Raw genomic sequence first — 17,326 nt, 5'->3', positions numbered from 1 at the left:
GCTGCCGCCGGCGCCTCGATCCGTGCAGCGCCGGCCGTGCGGCGTTGGTCTCGAGACGCGCGCGGCTCCGCCGCGTGCTCCTCGACCAGCGAGAAGCTAGAAGCCGAAGCGGCCGAGCTGCTTCGGGTCTCCCTGCCACTCCTTGGCGATCTTCACGCGCAGGTCGAGGTGCACCTGCGTGCCGAGGATCCGCTCGATCTCGACCCGCGCATCCGCCCCCACCTGGCGCAGGCGGGAGCCGCCCTTGCCGATGATGATGCCCTTCTGGCTGTCGCGCTCGACCCAGAGGTTGGCGTAGACGTCGGTGAGGTCGCGGCCCTCGCGCGGCACGATGTCGTCGATGGTCACCATGATCGAGTGCGGCAGCTCGTCGCGCACGTCCTCGAGCGCAGCCTCGCGGATCACCTCGGCGATCCGCACGTCGACGGGCTCGTCGTGGGTGGTCGCCGCCTCGTACAGCGGCGGTCCCTGCGGCAGCATCGCGACGATCGTGTCGATGAGCACGTCGAGCTGCGTGCCGGCGACCGACGAGAGCGGCACGACGGCATCCCAGTCGCGCAGCTCGTTCACCTCGAGCAGCTGCTGCGCGGTGCGCTCCCGCGAGGCGACGTCGGTCTTCGTGACGATCGCGATCTTCTTCGCGCGCGGGAAGCCCTCGAGCTGCTGGTCGATGTAGCGGTCGCCGGGGCCGATCGGCTCGTTCGCCGGCACGCACAGGCAGATGACGTCGACGTCGCCGAGCGTCGTCTGCACGACGGCGTTCAGCCGCTTGCCGAGCAGCGTGCGCGGCTTGTGCATGCCAGGGGTGTCGACGATGACGATCTGCGCGTCGTCGCGGTGCACGATGCCGCGGATCGCGTGGCGCGTGGTCTGCGGCTTCGACGAGGTGATGGCGATCTTCTCGCCCACGAGCGCGTTCATCAGCGTCGACTTGCCCGCGTTCGGGCGGCCCACGAACGTCACGAAGCCGCTGCGGTGCGCGGCGTCGCGCTGGCCCTGCGCGCCGGAGTCGAGCTCGGCGGTGTCGTCGTTCATGCGGCCCCCTCGGCCTCGTGATCCGCGCGGACCTCGCGCGAGACCTCCATCTCGCCCGCGTTCCGGCCGCGGCCGTCGATCGAGCGCACCTCGATGCGCAGCTCGTCGACGTGCACGACGTCGCCCACCTCGGCGATGCGGCCGAGCTCCTTCTGCACGAGGCCGCCGACGGTGTCGACGTCCTCGTCCTCGAGCGTGAGGTCGAACAAGTCGCCCAGCTCGTCGATCTGCAGCCGCGCGGAGACCCGCCAGACACCGTCGCCCTCGTCGACGATCTCGCTGCGACCGCGGTCGTGCTCGTCGCGGATCTCGCCGACGAGCTCCTCGACGAGGTCCTCGAGCGTGACGAGCCCCGCGATGCCGCCGTACTCGTCGACCACCATCGCGACGTGCACGCGCTCCGCCTGCATGAGCGCGAGCGTGTCGTCGGCCTTCTTCGACTCGGGCACGAGGATCGCCGGGCGCGCGAGCTCCTCGGCGGTCTCGACCGCCTCCGGCCGCCACGTGCGGCTGCGCACGACGTCGCGGAGGTAGAGGATGCCGAGGATCTCGTCGATCGCCTCCCCCACCACGGGCATGCGCGACAGGCCGTTGTCGAGGAACTGGCGCAGCGCATCCTTCGCCGTCGCGTCGCGATCGACGGTGATCATGTCGGGGCGCGGCACCATGACCTCGCGCACGAGCGTCTCATTGAACTCGAAGATCGAGTGGATGAGCTCGCGGTCGTCGTCCTCGAGCACGTCCGACTCGGCCGCGGCGTCGACCATCGAGAGCAGCTGCGCCTCGGTCGTGAACGCGGTCTCGCGCTGACGGCCGGGCGTGATCTTGTCGCCGACGGCGGCGACGAGGCTCGCGATCGGCCCCATCAGCACGCGCCAGAAGCGGAGGAAGCGCGCCGAGCCGCGCAGCAGGCCGATCGCGTGCGTGCGGCCGACGGCGCGGGGGCTCGTACCGACGAGCACGAACGAGACGACGATCATGACGCCGCCCGCGATGAGCAGCGTGATCCACCACTCGGTGACGAGCGAGTCGACGGCGAGCGTGATGAGCACCGCCGCGAGCGTCTCGCACATGATGCGGCCGAACTGCAGCGTCATGACGTGACCGCGCAGGTCGTCGGCGATCGAGAGCATGGCGGATGCGTGGCGCGCGGTGAGCGACGCATCCTGCAGCTCGGCGCGCGAGACGACGCCGAGCGCGGCGTCGGCGGCGGCGAGCCAAGCGCCGAAGGCGATGAGCACCGCGGCGGCGGCGAAGAGGAGGATCTCGAACATCAGTGGATGCGGCCCGGCGTGCCGCCGTCATGCTCCTCGAAGGCCACCAGCAGCTTGTCCTGCAGCGCGAACATCTCGTCGCGGTCGGCGGGCTCGGCGTGGTCGAAGCCCAGCAGGTGGAGCAGGCCGTGCGTGGTGAGCAGGCGCAGCTCGGTCATGAGGCTGTGGCCGGCCTCGCTCGCCTGCGCCTGCGCGACCTCGGGGCACAGCACGATGTCGCCGAGCAGGCCGGCCGGGGTCAGCCGGTCGTGGGCACCCGGGCGCAGCTCGTCCATCGGGAAGGAGAGCACGTCCGTCGGACCGGGCTCGTCCATCCACTGCACGTGGAGCTGCTCCATCGCGGCGACGTCGACGAGCACGATCGCGAGGTCGGCGTCGGGGTGCACGAAGAGCCGCTCGAGGTCGAAGGCGACGAGCCGGATGAGCTGCGCCTCGTCGATCGACGTCCCCGTCTCGTTGAGCAGGTCGATCGCCATCAGCGTCCCCGCCCGCGCGGCTGGTGCGACTGCTGCTTGCGCGCCTGCTTCGCGATCTGGCGCTGGTCGTGCTCGGTGTAGGCGTCGACGATCTCGCCGACGAGCGTGTGACGCACGACGTCGGCGCTCGTGAGCTGCGCGAAGTGGATGTCGTCGATGCGCCCGAGCACCTGCTGCGCGACCTGCAGGCCCGAGGTGCCAGCCGGCAGGTCGACCTGCGTCGCGTCGCCGGTGACGACCATCTGCGAGCCGAAGCCGAGGCGTGTGAGGAACATCTTCATCTGCTCGGGGCTCGTGTTCTGCGCCTCGTCGAGCACGATGAACGAGCTGTTGAGGGTGCGGCCGCGCATGTAGGCGAGCGGCGCGACCTCGACGACGCCCGTCGCGAGCAGCTTCGGCACGAGCTCCGGATCCATCATCTCGTTGAGCGCGTCGTAGAGCGGCCGCAGGTAGGGGTCGATCTTGTCGGTGAGCGTGCCGGGCAGGAAGCCGAGCCGCTCGCCCGCCTCGACGGCCGGGCGCGTCAGGATGATGCGGTCGACCTCCTTGCGATGCAGCGCCTGCACGGCCTTCGCCATCGCGAGGTAGGTCTTGCCCGTGCCGGCGGGGCCGATCCCGAACACGATCGTGTGCTGGTCGATCGCCTCGACGTAGGCGCGCTGGCCCTCCGTCTTCGCGCGGATCGACTTGCCGCGCGACGTGAGGATCGCCTCGCCCATCGCGTCGGAGAGGCTGCGGGTCGAGTCCTGCCGCAGGATCCGGGATCCCTCGGCGACCTCGGTCTGGCTGAGGTCGGCGCCCTGGCGCACGAGGTCGACGAGCTCCTGCACGAGCCGGCTCGCGACGACGACGTCCTCCTCGGGCCCCTCGAGCGTGACGAGGTTGCCGCGCACGGCCACCCGGACATCCGGATGCTCGTGCTCGAGCCTCGTCAGCAGGCGATCCTGCGGCCCGAGCAGCCGCACCATCTCGATGCCGTCGATCTCGATCGACTGCGTAGCGTCAGGCAAGCGAGCCCTCTCCGAGTGAGCCGCCCAGCACGTGCGCGTGGGCGTGGAAGACAGTCTGACCGGCGAGCTCGCCGGTGTTGAAGACGAGGCGGAAGTCGCCGTCGCCGCGCTCGCGCGCGATGGCCTTCGCGGCCTGGATCATCTCGGCCAGCAGGTCGGGATCCCCGGCCGCGAGCTCGACGACGTCGCGGTACGCGGGCGTCTTCGGCACCACGAGCACGTGCATGGGCGCCTGCGGGTTGATGTCGGTGAACGCGATGATGCGGTCGGTCTCGAGCACGATCTCCGCAGGGATCTCGCGGGCGACGATCTTCTCGAACACGGTGGGCTCAGCCATGGGGCCAGCCTACCTTCGTGCCGCTCACCAGCGCCCGAGTCGCAGCGAGAGGGCCGCGACGGCCGCGAGGCCGGCGGTCGAGGTGCGCAGCACGTGGTCGCCCATCCTCGCCCGGACGGCGCCGGCGGCGACGAGCCGCTCGAGCTCGCCCGGGTCGACGCCGCCCTCCGGGCCGACGACGAGCAGCACGTCGCGCTCGAGCGGCACGTCCGCGAGCGAGTCGGCGGCCGTCGGGTCGAGCACGACGAGCTGCCACGCGTCCGCGAGGCCTGCGAGCCCCTCGGTGTCGACGACGCCGCCGACCTCGGGCAGTCGCGGCCGGATGGCCTGCTTGCCCGCCTCGCGGACGACCTTCCGCCAGCGGTCGAGCGCCTTGTCGCCGCGCTCGCCCTTCCACTGCACGACGCTGCGCCGCGCCTGCCACGGCACGATCGCGTCGACGCCGAGCTCGGTGGATGCCTGCACGGCGAGCTCGGCGCGATCGCCCTTCGCGAGCGCCTGGGCGAGGCCGATGCGCGGCGACGGCGCCGGCAGCACCTCGACGCGCTGCAGCACGACGTCGACGCCGTCGCGCTCGGCGCGGTCGATGACGCCCTCGGCGAGCGTGCCGAGGCCGTCGCTCACGAGCACGCGCTCGCCGCGGCGCATGCGCGAGACGACGGCGGCATGGTGCGCCTCCTCGCCGGTGAGCGTCACGACGTCGCCGGCGGATGCGCCCGCGATGTCGAGCCAGTAGCAGTGCGCCATCAGAGCCGGAGTCGGTCGCGCATCTTCGCGAACAGCCCCTGCTTGAACTGCGCGAGGTGCGGAGCGGGAGCCTTCGTGCGATCGCGCAGCTCGCGCAGCAGCTCCTCGGTGCGCCGGTCGAGCTTCTGCGGCGTGACGACCTGCACGCCGAGCTTGAGGTCGCCGCGGCCACCGCCGCGGAGCCGGGTGACGCCGCGATCGGCGATCGTGAGGATGTCGCCGGACTGCGTGCCCGGTCGCACCTCGACCTCGACCGCGCCGTCGATCGCCTCGATGCGCGTGCGGGTGCCGAGCGCCGCATCCGGCATCGAGACCTCGAGGGTCGCGAGCAGGTCGTCGCCCGAGCGGCTGAAGACGTCGTGGTGGCGCACGTTGATCTCGAGGTAGAGCGTGCCGGCGGGGCCGCCGGCCTCGCCGACCTCGCCCTGGCCGGGCAGCTGGATGCGCAGCCCGGTGTCGACGCCCGCGGGGAGGTCGACCGGGATCGTGCGCTCGGCGCGCACGCGCCCGTGGCCCGCGCACGTCGGGCACGGGTCGGGGATGACCGTGCCGTAGCCCTGGCAGATGCCGCACGGCTGGCTCGTGACGACGTTGCCGAGCAGCGAGCGCACCTGGCGCTGCACGTGCCCGGAGCCGCCGCACATCGTGCAGCGCTCGGGGCTCGTGCCGGGCGCGGTGCACTCGCCGCCGCACGTCTCGCACAGCACGGCCGTCTGCACGCGGAGCTCCCGGTGCACGCCGAAGACGACGTCGGCGAGGTCGAGGTCGACGCGCAGCAGGCTGTCCTGGCCTGGCTGCCGACGCGATCGCGGCCCCTGCGAGCGCGCGCCGCCGAAGAACTGCTCGAAGATGTCGCCGAACCCGAAGGCGCCGGCACCGGCGCTCGGGCCGCGGTCGTACTCGGCGCGGGACTGCGGGTCGCCGAGCACGTCGTACGCGTGCGTGACGGTCTTGAACCGCTCCGCCGCATCCTCGCTCGGGTTCACGTCGGGGTGCAGCTCGCGCGCCAGCCGGCGGTACGCCTTCTTGATCTCGTCCTGGCCGGCGTCGCGCGCGACGCCGAGGGTCTCGTAGTGGTCAGTCACTCAGTCCTCGCTCAGCAGCCGCGTCAGGTAGCGCGCAACTGCGCGCACCGCGGCCATGTTTCCTGCGTAGTCCATCCGGGTCGGGCCCAGCACGCCCACGTGGCCCTCGAGCCGCGCGTCGCTGTAGGTCGACGCCACGACGGCGGTCTCCCCCAGCGGTCCCGAGAGCTCGCGGCCGATGCGGGTCGTCACCTCGCCCTCCGCGCCCATCTCGTCGAAGAGCCGCAGCAGCGTCACCTGCTCCTCGATCGCGTCGAGCACCGGCGTGACGCGCCCGTGGAAGTCGCGCTCCTCGCGCACGAGGTGCGAGGCGCCCGCCATCACGATGCGGTCGCCGCCGGCCGCCTGCAGCATCTCGCTGAGCGTCTGGGCGACGGATGCCGTGGCGGGCTGGAGCGCGGGGGGCGCGGATGCGGCGGCCGAGCCGAGCCGCTCGACGGCGTCGGCCGGCGACAGCTCGGCGACGGTCTCGGTGAAGGCGCGGCCGAGGGCGGTCGCCTGCTCGGGCTCGATGCGCTGCTGCGCGTCGAGCACGCGCTGCTCGACGCGGCCGGAGTCGAGGATGAGCACGGCGAGCAGCTTCGTCTCGGCGACGGCGATGAGCTCGACGCGGCGCACGCCCGCGGGTCGCCGCATCGGCACCTGCACGAGCGCGACCTGGTTGGTGAGCGACGACAGCAGCCGCGCGGTGCGCGCGAGCACGTCGTCGCGGTCGACGGCCTCGTCGAGGAAGCGCGTGATCGCGACGCGCTGCGCGGGCGTGAGCGGCTGCATGCGCTGCAGTCGGTCGACGAACACGCGGTAGCCCTTGTCGGTGGGCACGCGTCCCGAGGAGGTGTGCGGCGCGACGATGAGCTCCTCCTCCTCGAGGAGCGCCATGTCGTTGCGGATGGTCGCCGCCGAGACGCCGAACGCGTGGCGCTCGACGATCGACTTCGAACCCACGGGCTCGCGCATGGCGACGTAGTCCTGCACGATCGCTCGGAGGACATCGAGGCCGCGATCCGAGACCATCCGCACTCCCCTCGTCATGGGGCGCCGCATCCGCTCGGGACGCCGGCACCGCTCCTGGCACTCTCGTCGACTGACTGCCAATCGTACCGCGAGCCAGCGGTGTTCGGTCGGCTCGGCGCGTTCTGACCCCATGCACAGCCGTGCAGGCGCACAATGGGCCCAGCGATTGGTCCCGCGCCCGCGAGACGCACACGAAAGGCACGCAATGTCCGATCCCAACGCTCCCCGCGGGGAGCAGCACGATCCGTCCGAGCAGCCCGTCGATGGCTTCGCCGTGACGGACGAGCAGCACGCGGCTCCGAGCGCCCCCGCGGCGCCGGGCGTCGGCGAGCCCGCGAAGTCGTTCTCGTCCCCCGCCGTCACGCCCGATGCGCCGGGCCAGCCCGCGTTCAGCGGCCCCTCCGATCCCGCCGACTGGCAGCGCGGGCAGCAGCAGCCCTTCAGCGCACCGTCGTCGAGCGCGCCGCAGTACGGGCAGCAGGGCCAGCCGGGTCAGTCTCAGGGCCAGCCTCCCTACGGCGGCCAGCCGGGTCAGCCCGGTCAGCAGCAGGGCCAGCCCTCGTACGGGCAGCCCCAGTACGGGCAGTCCCAGCCCGGCCAGCCGCAGTCCGGTCAGCCGCAGTACGGGCAGCCGGGGCAGCCCCCGTTCGGCGGGCAGCAGCAGTACGGCGGCCAGCAGTACGGCGGCCAGCCGCAGTACGGCGCTCCCGGTCAGCCGCAGTACGCGGCGGCCGCGCCGATGTCGCCGGTCGACGAGAAGAACGCCGGCATGTGGGGCCACATCTCGGGCCTCTCGACGATCGTCACGGGCGGCTTCGGCGGCTGGATCGGCCCGCTCATCGTCTACATGATCTACAAGGACCGCAGCGCGTTCGCGCGGCAGGAGTCGAAGGAGGCGCTGAACTTCGGCATCTTCATGACCATCCTCGCCGTCGGCATCATGGTCGTCGGCATCGTGCTCGCGATCCCCACGTTCGGGCTGCTCGGCATCATCAGCGCCCTGTACTGGATCCCGGGCCTGCTGCAGGTGATCTTCTCGATCATCGGCGCGATCCGCGTCAACAACGGAGGCTCGTACCGCTACCCGTTCAACTGGCGGATGGTGAAGTAGGAAGCACGTGAAGTAGCAGCTCCTGGAGGAGGCCGCTCGCCTCAGGGCAGCAGCCGCCGCACCACTGCGTCGGCGAGGAGCCGCCCTCGCAGCGTCGGGACCACCCGGCCGGCGAGGGCGGCTGCTGGGTCGACGAGGCCCTCGGCCATGAGACCGGCGACCGCGCGGCGGCCGTCGGGCTCGAGCACGTCGATCGCGAGGCCCTCGGCGATGCGCGACTCGAGCAGCACGCGCTCGACCCGGCGCGTCTCGTCGTCGAGCACCTCGCGCGCGAGCGCCGGTGAGGCGCCCGCCAGCAGCCGGTCGCGGTACGCGGCCGGGTGCTTCACGTTCCACCAGCGCACGCCGCCGACGTGGCTGTGCGCGCCGGGCCCGAAGCCCCACCAGTCCTGACCGCGCCAATAGGCGAGGTTGTGGCGCGCGACGCGACCGCCGCGGGCCCAGTTCGAGACCTCGTACCAGCCGTAGCCCGCCGAGGTGAGCGTCGCATCCGCCGCCTCGTACATCGCCGCCTGCAGGTCGTCGTCGGGCGCGACGAGCTCGCCGCGACGGATGCGTCGGGCGAGTGCCGTGCCGTCCTCGACGATGAGCGCATACGCCGAGACGTGGTCGGGCGCCATCGCGACGGCCGCGTCGAGCGAGCGCTGCCAGTCGTCGAGCGACTCCCCCGGCGCGCCGTAGATGAGGTCGATCGAGACCTCGAGGCCCGCCTTGCGTGCCCACGCGACGACCTGCGGCACGCGCTCGGGGTCGTGCGTGCGATCGAGCGCCGCGAGCACGTGCGGCACGGCCGACTGCATGCCGAACGAGACGCGCGTCACGCCGCCGGCGCGCAGCTGCGCGAGGCCAGCGGCGTCGATGGAGTCGGGGTTCGCCTCGACCGAGACCTCCGCGCCCGGGGCGAGGCCGAACGCATCCCGCACGCCGTCGAGCATGCGCAGCAGGTCGCCGGCGGGCAGCAGCGTCGGCGTGCCGCCGCCGAAGAAGACGGTCTCTGCCTGGCGGAGCGGTCCGAGCTCGCCGAGCACGCGCGTGGCGACGGCGATCTCGGCCGCGACGTCGCCCGGGTAGCCGGCGCGCGTCGCGCCGCGCAGCTCGTCGGCGGTGTAGGTGTTGAAGTCGCAGTAGCCGCAGCGCACCGAGCAGAACGGCACGTGCAGGTAGACGCCGAACGGTCCGTCGGCAGCGGTGCCCGCCGGCAGGCGGCCGTCGGCCGGCGCGGCGTCGCCCTCGGGCAGCCGCCCCATGTCAGCGGACGTCGATCGACCGGAGGACGTCCATGAACCGGTCGTGGTAGCGGCGGCGCAGCGCCCGCGCGAAGGGGCCGCCGAGCTTGACCCACCAGGCGTCGTGCCGCACGATGGCGCGGAAGTGCAGGAAGACGGTCTCGTCGTCGGCGATCTCGACGGTGAAGCGCTCCTCGCCCGCGAGCGGGTGGCCCTCGAGCGAGCCGATGATGACGACGTGGCTGCTCGGCTCCTCCTCGACCGCGATCACGCGCATCGGTGCGTGCACCTGCACACCGGCGATGCGGATGCGCTGGTCGACCGAGTCGCCCGGCTGCAGGAAGGGCTCGCCGTCGGGGCCGAAGTCCTGCTGCGGCTCGATGCTCGCCGCGCGGGTCGCCTCGGTGCCGTCGAAGCCGACGGGCCGGTAGACGGTGCCCTCGTCGGTGCCGACGATGTCGACCTCGATGCCCGCGAGCCGCTGGATCTTCCAGGTGCGAAGGGCCGCGACCGCGGCGTCGTAGCGCGGCCGGCCGTGACCGATGCGCGAGCGCTTCTGCACGACCTCGAAGCCCTTCGGCGGGAACCGGTGGAAGTCGAAGTGCCCGGTCGCGCCGACGGCGCCGTAGTTGGTGGAGCGCTCGGCGATGGGCTTCGTCACTTCGAGTCCTTCTTCGTCTCGCCGGTCGAGAGCGCGGCGATGAACGCCTCCTGGGGGACCTCGACGCGCCCGACCATCTTCATGCGCTTCTTGCCCTCCTTCTGCTTCTCGAGCAGCTTGCGCTTGCGGGTGATGTCGCCGCCGTAGCACTTGGCGAGCACGTCCTTGCGGATGGCCCGGATCGTCTCGCGGGCGATGATGCGGGCGCCGATGGCGGCCTGGATCGGCACCTCGAACTGCTGCCGCGGGATGAGCTCGCGCAGCTTGCCGGCCATGAGCACACCGTAGGCGTAGGCCTTGTCGCGGTGGACGATCGCGCTGAAGGCGTCGACCTGCTCGCCCTGCAGCAGGATGTCGACCTTGACGAGGTCGCCCTCGTCCTCGCCGTCGACCTCGTAGTCGAGCGAGGCGTAGCCCTGCGTGCGCGACTTCAGCTGGTCGAAGAAGTCGAAGACGATCTCGCCGAGCGGCAGCCGGTAGCGCAGCTCGACCCGGTCCTCCGAGAGGTACTCCATGCCGCCGAGCGTGCCGCGGCGCGTCTGGCACAGCTCCATGATCGCGCCGACGTAGTCCTTGGGCGCGAGGATCGTCGCGCGCACCATCGGCTCGACGACCGAGAGGATCTTGCCGTCCGGGAACTCGCTCGGGTTCGTGACGATGTGCGCCTGCCGGTCCTCGGTCTGCACCTGGTACGGCACGCTCGGCGCGGTCGCGATGAGGTCGAGGTTGAACTCGCGCTCGAGGCGCTCGGTGATGATCTCGAGGTGCAGGAGCCCCAGGAATCCGCAGCGGAAGCCGAAGCCGAGCGCGACGGAGGTCTCCGGCTCGTAGACGAGCGCCGCATCCGACAGCTTGAGCTTGTCGAGCGCCTCGCGCAGCACCGGGTAGTCGCTGCCGTCGATCGGGTACAGGCCCGAGAAGACCATCGGCTTCGGCTCGGCGTAGCCCTTGAGGGCGACGGTCGCCGGCGCCTTCACGGTCGTCACGGTGTCGCCGACCTTCGACTGGCGCACATCCTTCACGCCCGTGATGAGGTAGCCGACATCGCCGACGCTCAGGCCCTTCGACGGGATCGGCTCGGGGCTCGAGACGCCCATCTCGAGCGCCTCGTGCTTGGAGCCGGTCGACATCATGACGACCTGCTCGCGCGGGCGGAGCGTGCCGTCGACCATCCGCACGTAGGTGACGACGCCGCGGTAGGCGTCGTAGACCGAGTCGAAGATCATCGCGCGGGCGGGGCCGTCGACGTCGCCCGTCGGCGCGGGCACCGTGCGCACGACGCGGTCGAGCAGCGCGTCGACGCCCATGCCGGTCTTGCCGCTCACGCGCAGCACGTCGTCGGGGTCGCCGCCGATGAGGCGGGCGATCTCGGCGGCGTACTTCTCGGGGTCGGCGGCCGGCAGGTCGATCTTGTTGAGCACCGGGATGATCTCGAGGTCGTTGTCCATCGCGAGATACAGGTTCGCGAGGGTCTGCGCCTCGATGCCCTGCGCGGCGTCGACGAGCAGGATGGCGCCCTCGCACGCGGCGAGCGAGCGGGAGACCTCGTAGGTGAAGTCGACGTGGCCCGGGGTGTCGATCATGTTGAGGGCGAAGGTCTCGCCGTCGAGCTCCCAGGGCATGCGCACGGCCTGCGACTTGATCGTGATGCCGCGCTCGCGCTCGATGTCCATGCGGTCGAGGTACTGCGCGCGCATCGAGCGGTCGTCGACGACGCCGGTGAGCTGCAGCATGCGGTCGGCGAGGGTCGACTTGCCGTGGTCGATGTGCGCGATGATGCAGAAGTTGCGGATCTTCGCCGGATCGGTCGAGGCTGGCTCGAGTGCCGTGGTCGCTCGGGGGCTCACAGGTCCTTCTCGTCGGGCTGGGATGGTGCTGCGGGGTGGAAGGTCCCAGTCTCCCACAGCGGATCGATCCGGCCGCATTGCGAGCGGGGCTCGCGCGCTGGTAGAGTCGTTCGCTGGCTTCCCCTTCTTCTGCGCGCACGTCGCGCGAGGGCGGGTCGCGGCGGCTCAGGCGAGCAGAAGCCGCCGCCAACCACTCTTCACAACAGGAACAGGACACCACGTGGCGAACATCAAGTCGCAGATCAAGCGCATCCTCACCAACGAGAAGGCGACGCTCCGCAACCGCGCCGTCAAGAGCGAGCTCAAGACCGCCGTGCGCGAGGCCAAGAAGGCCATCGCCGAGGGTGACAAGGCCGTCGCGCAGCAGAAGGTGGCCGTCGCCACCCGCAAGCTCGACAAGGCTGTCTCCAAGGGCGTCATCCACCGCAACCAGGCCGCGAACCGCAAGTCGTCGATCGCGAAGGCTGCCGCGTCGCTCTGAGCTGACTCACGCTGCACGAAGGGGACCCCGGTCGGGGTCCCCTTCGTCGTTCCCGGGTGCTCCCCGCGCACAGGTCACGTTCTGCAGTAGGGGTCTGCGGGTCTCGGCCGCCAGCACCCGCAGATCGGTACCACTCAGACGGATGCGCGCAAATCGGTACGACTCAGGCGGATGCGCGCGTCGCGAGCTGCCGGACGAGCCGCTCGACCGAGTGGCCGGGGTTCCGCTCTGCGCCCTTCACCGCAGCATCCGCGGTCGCGATCGCCTCGATCGCGTCGCACAGCGACGCATCCGTGAACGACCGCAGGTCGCGCCGGGCGTTCCCGACCTGCCAGTCCTGCATGCCGAGCTGGCGCGCCGCCTGCATGTCGGAGCCGCCGGCACCCGAGACCTTCGCGAGCTGCCGGTACCGCATGGCGAACGCCGCGACGATCGGCACGGGGTCGGCACCCGTGGCGATCGCGTGCCGCAGCGTGACGAGCGCGCGCGCGACGTCGCCGGCGATCACGGCGTCGACCACCGCGAAGGCCGTCGTCTCGACGCGGCCCGAGTAGTACGTGCGCACGACCTGCTCGGTGACGTCGCCCTCGGTGTCGAGCACGACCTGCCGGATGGCGTTGGCGAGCTCTGCGATGTCGCTCGAGAAGGCGTCGACGAGCGCGGCGATCGCACCCGGTGTGGCATCGCGCTCGAGCAGCCGCAGCTCCGCGCGCGCGAACGGGATCATGTCGCCGCGCTTGAGCGGCTGGCAGACGACCTCGATCGCACCGGGCGTCGACCGGATGGCGTCGAGCATCTTCTTGCCGCGCACGGTCGAGCCGTCGTGGCGGATGACGAGGGTCGTGCCGTCGACCGGCTGGGCGAGGTAGCGCAGCACGTCGGCGATGAACGCATCCGTCCCCTTGACGCCGTTCTCGACGCGCACCAGGCGCGGCTCGTCGAAGAGCGACGGGCTCGCGATGAGCTCGAGCGCGCCGTCGCTGTACTGGCCGGCGTCGACGTCGTGCACCTCGAGCTCGGGGTCCTCGAGCAGCAGCAGGGCGCGGAGCCGCTGCAGCGCGCGGTCGGCGAGGAACGACTCCTTGCCGAACACCAGCACGACGGGCGCCGGCGAAACCTGCTCCCACGAGATCTTCGGGATGGCGACCTTCGGGATGCTCGCTGCCATGCGATCAGCCTACGGCGGGCCGCCGACGCGCTCCGACCAGGCTATTCGCTCAGGATTGGCTCCCGTCGTTGCCGTACGGGACTCATGAGGCGGATACTCCTTCGCGACCGCACACATGCGAGGCGGTGCGATGCAAGGAGGCATGCGCATGGAACCCGACGCTGGCTTCAATTTCCAGTCGGACGCCAAGGGCAAGGATCCCGATTCGCACAGTCCGATGCTCCGTCGCTTCCATCAGCGACTGTGGTCGAAGCCGCTCCCCTCCGGTGGCGAGCTGCGACTCCGAACGGACGACCCATCTCGCTATCTCTGGGCGAGCATCGGATCAGGGGATGTCGTGCTGAAGAGTGATTCCATCATCCAGACGTTCTCGTATTGGCAGAGGATGAAGCCAATCTTGTCGACGATCGACGTTGACGACATTGCTGCGTTCGACGATCTCAGCTACACCATCGGCGGCATGCTTGTTTGGCCAGTCGGTCCTCCGTCAATCAACCAAGATCGTGGCACGTCGCGGGCGATCGCCGACCGGATCGATCTCACCCTTGAGTGCGTTCGCCTGCACTACGCCCGGGAGAAGCATCCCCTTGAGCGCGCTTTGGTTGGTAACTCCTGGTTCTTCTCACTCTTCCGCGACTTCAGTGGATACGTCGAGTTCTTCCTGCTCGACGATCTCATCGACACGGCATCACGAAGTGTGCGGTTCTTCCTGCCGTTCACCGGATTCGCCGCGTCAGGCGTCCCTGCAAACCTCGACGAATACCGGACATTCATGGACCGCAGTATGAGGTTCGTCGAGGCGCGGAACGCACGCATCGCCGCCTGGCTCGAGAAGCACCCCTCCGACCTGGAACGCTAGAGGCAGCCTACGGCGGGCCTCCGACGCGCTCCGACCAGACGCGCACGCCCTGTGCGTCGACGGCGAGCGCGATCGTGCCGAGCTCGTCGGTGCGCAGCGGCGCGCCGCCGGTCTCGCGCACGAGCCGCAGCGCCGCATCCGTCGGGTGCCCGTACTCGTTCGGGCCGACACCCACGAGCCCGACGGATGCGCCGAGGCGGCGATACAGCCCCGGCAGCTGATCGGCGGAGCCGTGGTGCGCGACCACGACGATCGCGGCCGGTGCGGTCACGCCGGCTCGCAGCATGCGCGACTGCGCCTCGGCGCCCAGGTCGCCGAGCACGACGAGCTCGAGCCCGTCCCCGCCGCCGACCGTCGAGGGCAGGTCGATCGCGACGGCGACGCTCGCGTCGTTGCCGGGCGGCTCGTCGCCGATGGGCCAGAGCGCTTCGACGCGCACGTCCCCCAGCTGCCACGCGTCGCCTCGCCGCGCCTCGATCGCCGTCGCGCCTGCCGCCTCGAGCTCGGCGACGACCGGCACCGCCCGCTCGTCGAGGGGCCCGTGGACGAGCGTGCCGATGCGTCCGGCGAGCGACGGCGCCCCGCCGGCGTGGTCGACGTCGAAGTGCGTGAGCACGAGCAGGTCGACGCGCGCGACCCCTAGCATCCGCAGGCACCGGTCGATCGGCCCGGGTTCCCTGCCCGCATCGACGAGCACGGTCGCTCCCCCGGAGCGCACGACCGTCGCACTCCCCTGCCCCACGTCGCACTGGGCGATGCTCCAGTCGGCGAGCGCGCCCAACCGCACCGCCGGCCACGCCGCGGCGCCGCCGGCGACGAGTGCCACGACGCCCGCGACGGCGAGCCCGCGAAGGAGCCGACCGCGCGCGTGCCCGAGCACGACCGCTGCGAGCATCGCGGATGCCGCCACGACGCCCCAGGGCGCGGCCGGCCAGGGCGTCTGGGAGCCGGGCAGCTGCTGCGCGAGCATGGCGACGTGCGCGATCCACGCGGCCGGCAGCCACGCGATCCACGCGAGCCCGATCCCCACCGCCGGCGCTAGCGGTGCGGCGAGGCACGCCGCGAGCCCGACGACCGTGACGAGCGGTGCGGCCGGCCCAGCGAGGAGGTTCGCGAGCACCGCCATGATACTCACGCGCGCGTCGAGGCCGACGAGCACGGGCAGGCACCAGAGCTGCGCCGCCGTCGGCACCGCGATGAGCGCAGCGAGGGGCATCGGCAGCACGCGCGCGAGGGTGCCGGCGATCGCGCGGCCGTGCACGATGAGGCCCGCGGTCGCGAGCGCCGACAGCGCGAAGCCCGCGCTCGTCGCGAGGTGCGGCTGCACCGCGAGCACGATCAGCACGGCGAGCGACAGCACCGCGATGGCGCCCGCGCGCCTGCCCGTGACGAGCCCGACGAGCGCGATCACCGCCATCGTGCCGGCCCGCACGACCGACGGCTCGGGCGTGACGAGCAGCACGAAGCCGACGAGCGCGACGCCCGCGACACCGACGCGCAGCGCGCGGCGCGCGCCGAGCGCCGCCGCTGCGTGGAAGGCGGCGCCCACGACGATGACGCAGTTGGCGCCCGAGACGGCCGTCAGATGACTGAGCCCGGCGTCGAGCATCGCGGTGCGCAGCGCGGGGCTCACGCGCCGCTCGTCGCCGATCGCGAGGCCGGGTAGGAGCTCGCCGCCGGCGCCGGGCAGCTGCGCCGAGGCGGCCAGCAGACCGTCGCGCAGCGGGCTCGCCCACGACGCCCACGCGGCCGGCTCGGAGACCTCGAGCCGATCGCAGGCGAGCAGCCACCGCGACCCGTCGAGCCACGCGTCGCACGACCCGACGGCCGTCGCGCCGATCGCGAGCGACGCATCCGCCCGCAGCAGCAGCGCGCTCGGCGGCATGCCGGCGCTGAGCGCCGCGCCGTCGCAACCCGTGACGAGCACCTCGGCGGGGGTCGTGCCGCCGAGCACGACGAGCGACATCGCATCGCACGCGTCGAGCGGCGCGGCGGTCGCGGCGGCAGCGCCGGCGATGAGCGGCACGGCGAACCCCAGGCCGACCGCAGCGGTGCGCAGCACGGCGGCCGTCCGATCCCGGCCGTGCGCGGATGCGCGGTGGCCGGCCAGCAAGCACGCGCACGCCGTGAGCGCGCAGACGAGCGTCGCGGACGGCAGCGCTGCCGCGTGCGGGCTGAGGGCGGCGAGCGTCGCCCACGCGATGGCGACGGGCAGGGCGAGCCGGAGGTCGCGCATCAGTGCCTGCTCATGATCAGTGCCTGCTCATGATCGGTGCCTGCTCATGATCGGTGCCCGCGCATGATCGGTGCCTGCTCACGATCGGTGCCCGCGCATGTTCGATCGCTGCTTCCCATCAGAGCGTCACGAGCGGCGTGAGCGACGCGAGCAGCGCCGGCCCGATGCCCGGCACGTCGTCGAGCTGCGCGATGTCGGTGAACGGTCCGTGCTCGTCGCGGTGCGCGATGATCGCGAGCGCGAGCGCGGGGCCGACGCGCGGGAGCGCCTCGAACGCGGCCTGGTCGGCCCGGTTGAGGGAGACGAGTCCGCCCTCCTCGGGAGACGCGGTCGCCGCCTCGGCCTGCTCGGCCTCGGTCGGCACGAGCACCTGCTCGCCGTCGACGACCGGCCGCGCGAGGTTCAGCGCGCCGGGCGCCGCCTCGGCGACGGTGCCGCCGGCGCGCGCGATCGCGTCGAGCACGCGCGAACCCGCGGGCAGCCGGTAGACGCCGGGCTGCGCGACGGCGCCCTGCACGTCGACGACGACCTCGGCGACCGATGCGGTCGCGACCGGGGTCGCCACGACGACCGCCGGCTGCGCGTCGGCCACCATCCGCTGCGCGACCCCACCGGCGACCGCCCCGAGCACGAGCAGCACCGCGGCGCCCGCGCCCAGCCGCCAGCGCGCGTCGTCACCGCGCGCATCCCCAACGGCCATCCGGGCACCGTAGGGCGGATGCGTCGGCGGGCGCGCGAGGGACGGCCGCGCCTGTGGAG

Annotated in this window: 17 protein-coding genes; 3 read left to right on the top strand and 14 right to left on the bottom strand. The window is 72.0% G+C overall.

Annotated features, from left to right (window positions below):
- Positions 1 to 96: 96 nt before the first annotated feature.
- Genes era through hrcA form a run of 8 tightly spaced genes read right to left on the bottom strand, consistent with a single transcriptional unit; the run spans position 97 to position 6,978 of the window.
- A complete protein-coding gene (gene era / locus ABD106_RS01505) occupies positions 97 to 1,035 on the bottom strand; it encodes a GTPase Era (protein ID WP_343916613.1) in 939 nt (312 codons plus the stop codon).
- Positions 1,032 to 2,309, bottom strand: coding sequence for a hemolysin family protein (locus ABD106_RS01500; RefSeq protein ID WP_343916611.1), 1,278 nt, complete (start codon positions 2,307 to 2,309; stop codon positions 1,032 to 1,034). Before ABD106_RS01500 ends, era begins: the two co-directional genes overlap by 4 nt.
- The gene (gene ybeY / locus ABD106_RS01495) at positions 2,309 to 2,785 is read right to left on the bottom strand and encodes an rRNA maturation RNase YbeY (RefSeq protein WP_343916609.1); all 477 of its coding nucleotides are present in this window, start codon (positions 2,783 to 2,785) and stop codon (positions 2,309 to 2,311) included. Before ybeY ends, ABD106_RS01500 begins: the two co-directional genes overlap by 1 nt.
- Positions 2,785 to 3,753: a PhoH family protein gene (locus ABD106_RS01490; RefSeq protein WP_343917846.1), complete on the bottom strand. Its 969-nt coding sequence runs from the start codon at positions 3,751 to 3,753 to the stop codon at positions 2,785 to 2,787. Before ABD106_RS01490 ends, ybeY begins: the two co-directional genes overlap by 1 nt.
- Before the next feature lie 34 nt (positions 3,754 to 3,787).
- Positions 3,788 to 4,132 (bottom strand): histidine triad nucleotide-binding protein, encoded by a 345-nt coding sequence (locus ABD106_RS01485; RefSeq protein ID WP_343916607.1) that lies wholly within the window; start codon positions 4,130 to 4,132, stop codon positions 3,788 to 3,790.
- A gap of 24 nt (positions 4,133 to 4,156) precedes the next feature.
- Positions 4,157 to 4,879, bottom strand: a complete 723-nt coding sequence (locus tag ABD106_RS01480) for a 16S rRNA (uracil(1498)-N(3))-methyltransferase (protein WP_343916605.1) — start codon at positions 4,877 to 4,879, stop codon at positions 4,157 to 4,159.
- The gene (dnaJ, locus tag ABD106_RS01475) at positions 4,879 to 5,964 is read right to left on the bottom strand and encodes a molecular chaperone DnaJ (RefSeq protein ID WP_343916603.1); all 1,086 of its coding nucleotides are present in this window, start codon (positions 5,962 to 5,964) and stop codon (positions 4,879 to 4,881) included. The genes ABD106_RS01480 and dnaJ overlap by 1 nt, the downstream gene beginning before the upstream one ends.
- Positions 5,965 to 6,978 (bottom strand): heat-inducible transcriptional repressor HrcA, encoded by a 1,014-nt coding sequence (gene hrcA, locus ABD106_RS01470; protein ID WP_343917844.1) that lies wholly within the window; start codon positions 6,976 to 6,978, stop codon positions 5,965 to 5,967. It abuts the gene before it with no gap.
- 205 nt (positions 6,979 to 7,183) lie between these two features.
- Between hrcA and ABD106_RS01465 the strand changes: the two genes are divergently transcribed.
- Entirely contained in the window at positions 7,184 to 8,089 is a 906-nt protein-coding gene (locus ABD106_RS01465; RefSeq protein WP_343916601.1) for a DUF4870 domain-containing protein, read from the top strand.
- Positions 8,090 to 8,130: 41 nt separating this feature from the next.
- Here the strand turns inward: ABD106_RS01465 and hemW are convergent, their stop codons facing one another.
- The 3 genes from hemW to lepA are packed head-to-tail and all read right to left on the bottom strand — an operon-like array spanning position 8,131 to position 11,823.
- Positions 8,131 to 9,336, bottom strand: coding sequence for a radical SAM family heme chaperone HemW (gene hemW, locus ABD106_RS01460; RefSeq protein WP_343916599.1), 1,206 nt, complete (start codon positions 9,334 to 9,336; stop codon positions 8,131 to 8,133).
- A gap of 1 nt (position 9,337) precedes the next feature.
- A complete protein-coding gene (locus ABD106_RS01455) occupies positions 9,338 to 9,976 on the bottom strand; it encodes a DUF1990 domain-containing protein (protein ID WP_343916597.1) in 639 nt (212 codons plus the stop codon).
- A complete protein-coding gene (gene lepA / locus ABD106_RS01450; RefSeq protein WP_343916595.1) occupies positions 9,973 to 11,823 on the bottom strand; it encodes a translation elongation factor 4 in 1,851 nt (616 codons plus the stop codon). The genes ABD106_RS01455 and lepA overlap by 4 nt, the downstream gene beginning before the upstream one ends.
- A 220-nt stretch (positions 11,824 to 12,043) precedes the next feature.
- Between lepA and rpsT the strand changes: the two genes are divergently transcribed.
- Positions 12,044 to 12,304: a 30S ribosomal protein S20 gene (rpsT, locus tag ABD106_RS01445; RefSeq protein ID WP_343916593.1), complete on the top strand. Its 261-nt coding sequence runs from the start codon at positions 12,044 to 12,046 to the stop codon at positions 12,302 to 12,304.
- 163 nt (positions 12,305 to 12,467) lie between these two features.
- On the opposite strand, the gene holA is transcribed toward rpsT, so the two are convergent.
- Positions 12,468 to 13,472: a DNA polymerase III subunit delta gene (holA, locus tag ABD106_RS01440; RefSeq protein WP_343916591.1), complete on the bottom strand. Its 1,005-nt coding sequence runs from the start codon at positions 13,470 to 13,472 to the stop codon at positions 12,468 to 12,470.
- 148 nt (positions 13,473 to 13,620) lie between these two features.
- On the opposite strand from holA, the gene ABD106_RS01435 reads away from it, so the two are divergent.
- Positions 13,621 to 14,331 (top strand): DUF6994 family protein, encoded by a 711-nt coding sequence (locus tag ABD106_RS01435; RefSeq protein ID WP_343916589.1) that lies wholly within the window; start codon positions 13,621 to 13,623, stop codon positions 14,329 to 14,331.
- A 7-nt stretch (positions 14,332 to 14,338) separates the two neighbouring features.
- Here ABD106_RS01435 and ABD106_RS01430 read toward each other — a convergent pair whose 3' ends face one another.
- Positions 14,339 to 16,567 carry a ComEC/Rec2 family competence protein gene (locus ABD106_RS01430; protein WP_343916587.1) on the bottom strand — a complete coding sequence of 743 codons (2,229 nt, stop codon included), beginning with the start codon at positions 16,565 to 16,567 and terminating at the stop codon, positions 14,339 to 14,341.
- Positions 16,568 to 16,685: 118 nt separating this feature from the next.
- Complete coding sequence (locus ABD106_RS01425) at positions 16,686 to 17,267, bottom strand: helix-hairpin-helix domain-containing protein (RefSeq protein ID WP_343916585.1); 582 nt, start codon at positions 17,265 to 17,267, stop codon at positions 16,686 to 16,688.
- Positions 17,268 to 17,326 lie beyond the last annotated feature (59 nt).

Origin of the sequence: Agrococcus citreus (assembly GCF_039527715.1) — a bacterium.
Taxonomy (GTDB): Bacteria; Actinomycetota; Actinomycetes; order Actinomycetales; family Microbacteriaceae; genus Agrococcus; species Agrococcus citreus.
The sequence above is the reverse complement of the archived record's forward strand: the minus strand, read 5'-3'. Positions and strand labels throughout refer to the sequence as shown.

Bases quoted from the DNA above. Each gene is read 5' to 3' on its own strand.
- ABD106_RS01485 (WP_343916607.1), bottom strand. From the start codon at position 4,132: ATGGCTGAGCCCACCGTGTTCGAGAAGATCGTCGCCCGCGAGATCCCT.
- ybeY (WP_343916609.1), bottom strand. From the start codon at position 2,785: ATGGCGATCGACCTGCTCAACGAGACGGGGACGTCGATCGACGAGGCG.
- ABD106_RS01500 (WP_343916611.1), bottom strand. From the start codon at position 2,309: ATGTTCGAGATCCTCCTCTTCGCCGCCGCCGCGGTGCTCATCGCCTTC.
- ABD106_RS01490 (WP_343917846.1), bottom strand. From the start codon at position 3,753: ATGGTGCGGCTGCTCGGGCCGCAGGATCGCCTGCTGACGAGGCTCGAG.
- ABD106_RS01425 (WP_343916585.1), bottom strand. From the start codon at position 17,267: ATGGCCGTTGGGGATGCGCGCGGTGACGACGCGCGCTGGCGGCTGGGC.
- hrcA (WP_343917844.1), bottom strand. From the start codon at position 6,978: ATGGTCTCGGATCGCGGCCTCGATGTCCTCCGAGCGATCGTGCAGGAC.
- hemW (WP_343916599.1), bottom strand. From the start codon at position 9,336: ATGGGGCGGCTGCCCGAGGGCGACGCCGCGCCGGCCGACGGCCGCCTG.
- ABD106_RS01430 (WP_343916587.1), bottom strand. From the start codon at position 16,567: ATGCGCGACCTCCGGCTCGCCCTGCCCGTCGCCATCGCGTGGGCGACG.
- holA (WP_343916591.1), bottom strand. From the start codon at position 13,472: ATGGCAGCGAGCATCCCGAAGGTCGCCATCCCGAAGATCTCGTGGGAG.
- ABD106_RS01480 (WP_343916605.1), bottom strand. From the start codon at position 4,879: ATGGCGCACTGCTACTGGCTCGACATCGCGGGCGCATCCGCCGGCGAC.
- ABD106_RS01435 (WP_343916589.1), top strand. From the start codon at position 13,621: ATGGAACCCGACGCTGGCTTCAATTTCCAGTCGGACGCCAAGGGCAAG.
- ABD106_RS01465 (WP_343916601.1), top strand. From the start codon at position 7,184: ATGTCCGATCCCAACGCTCCCCGCGGGGAGCAGCACGATCCGTCCGAG.
- era (WP_343916613.1), bottom strand. From the start codon at position 1,035: ATGAACGACGACACCGCCGAGCTCGACTCCGGCGCGCAGGGCCAGCGC.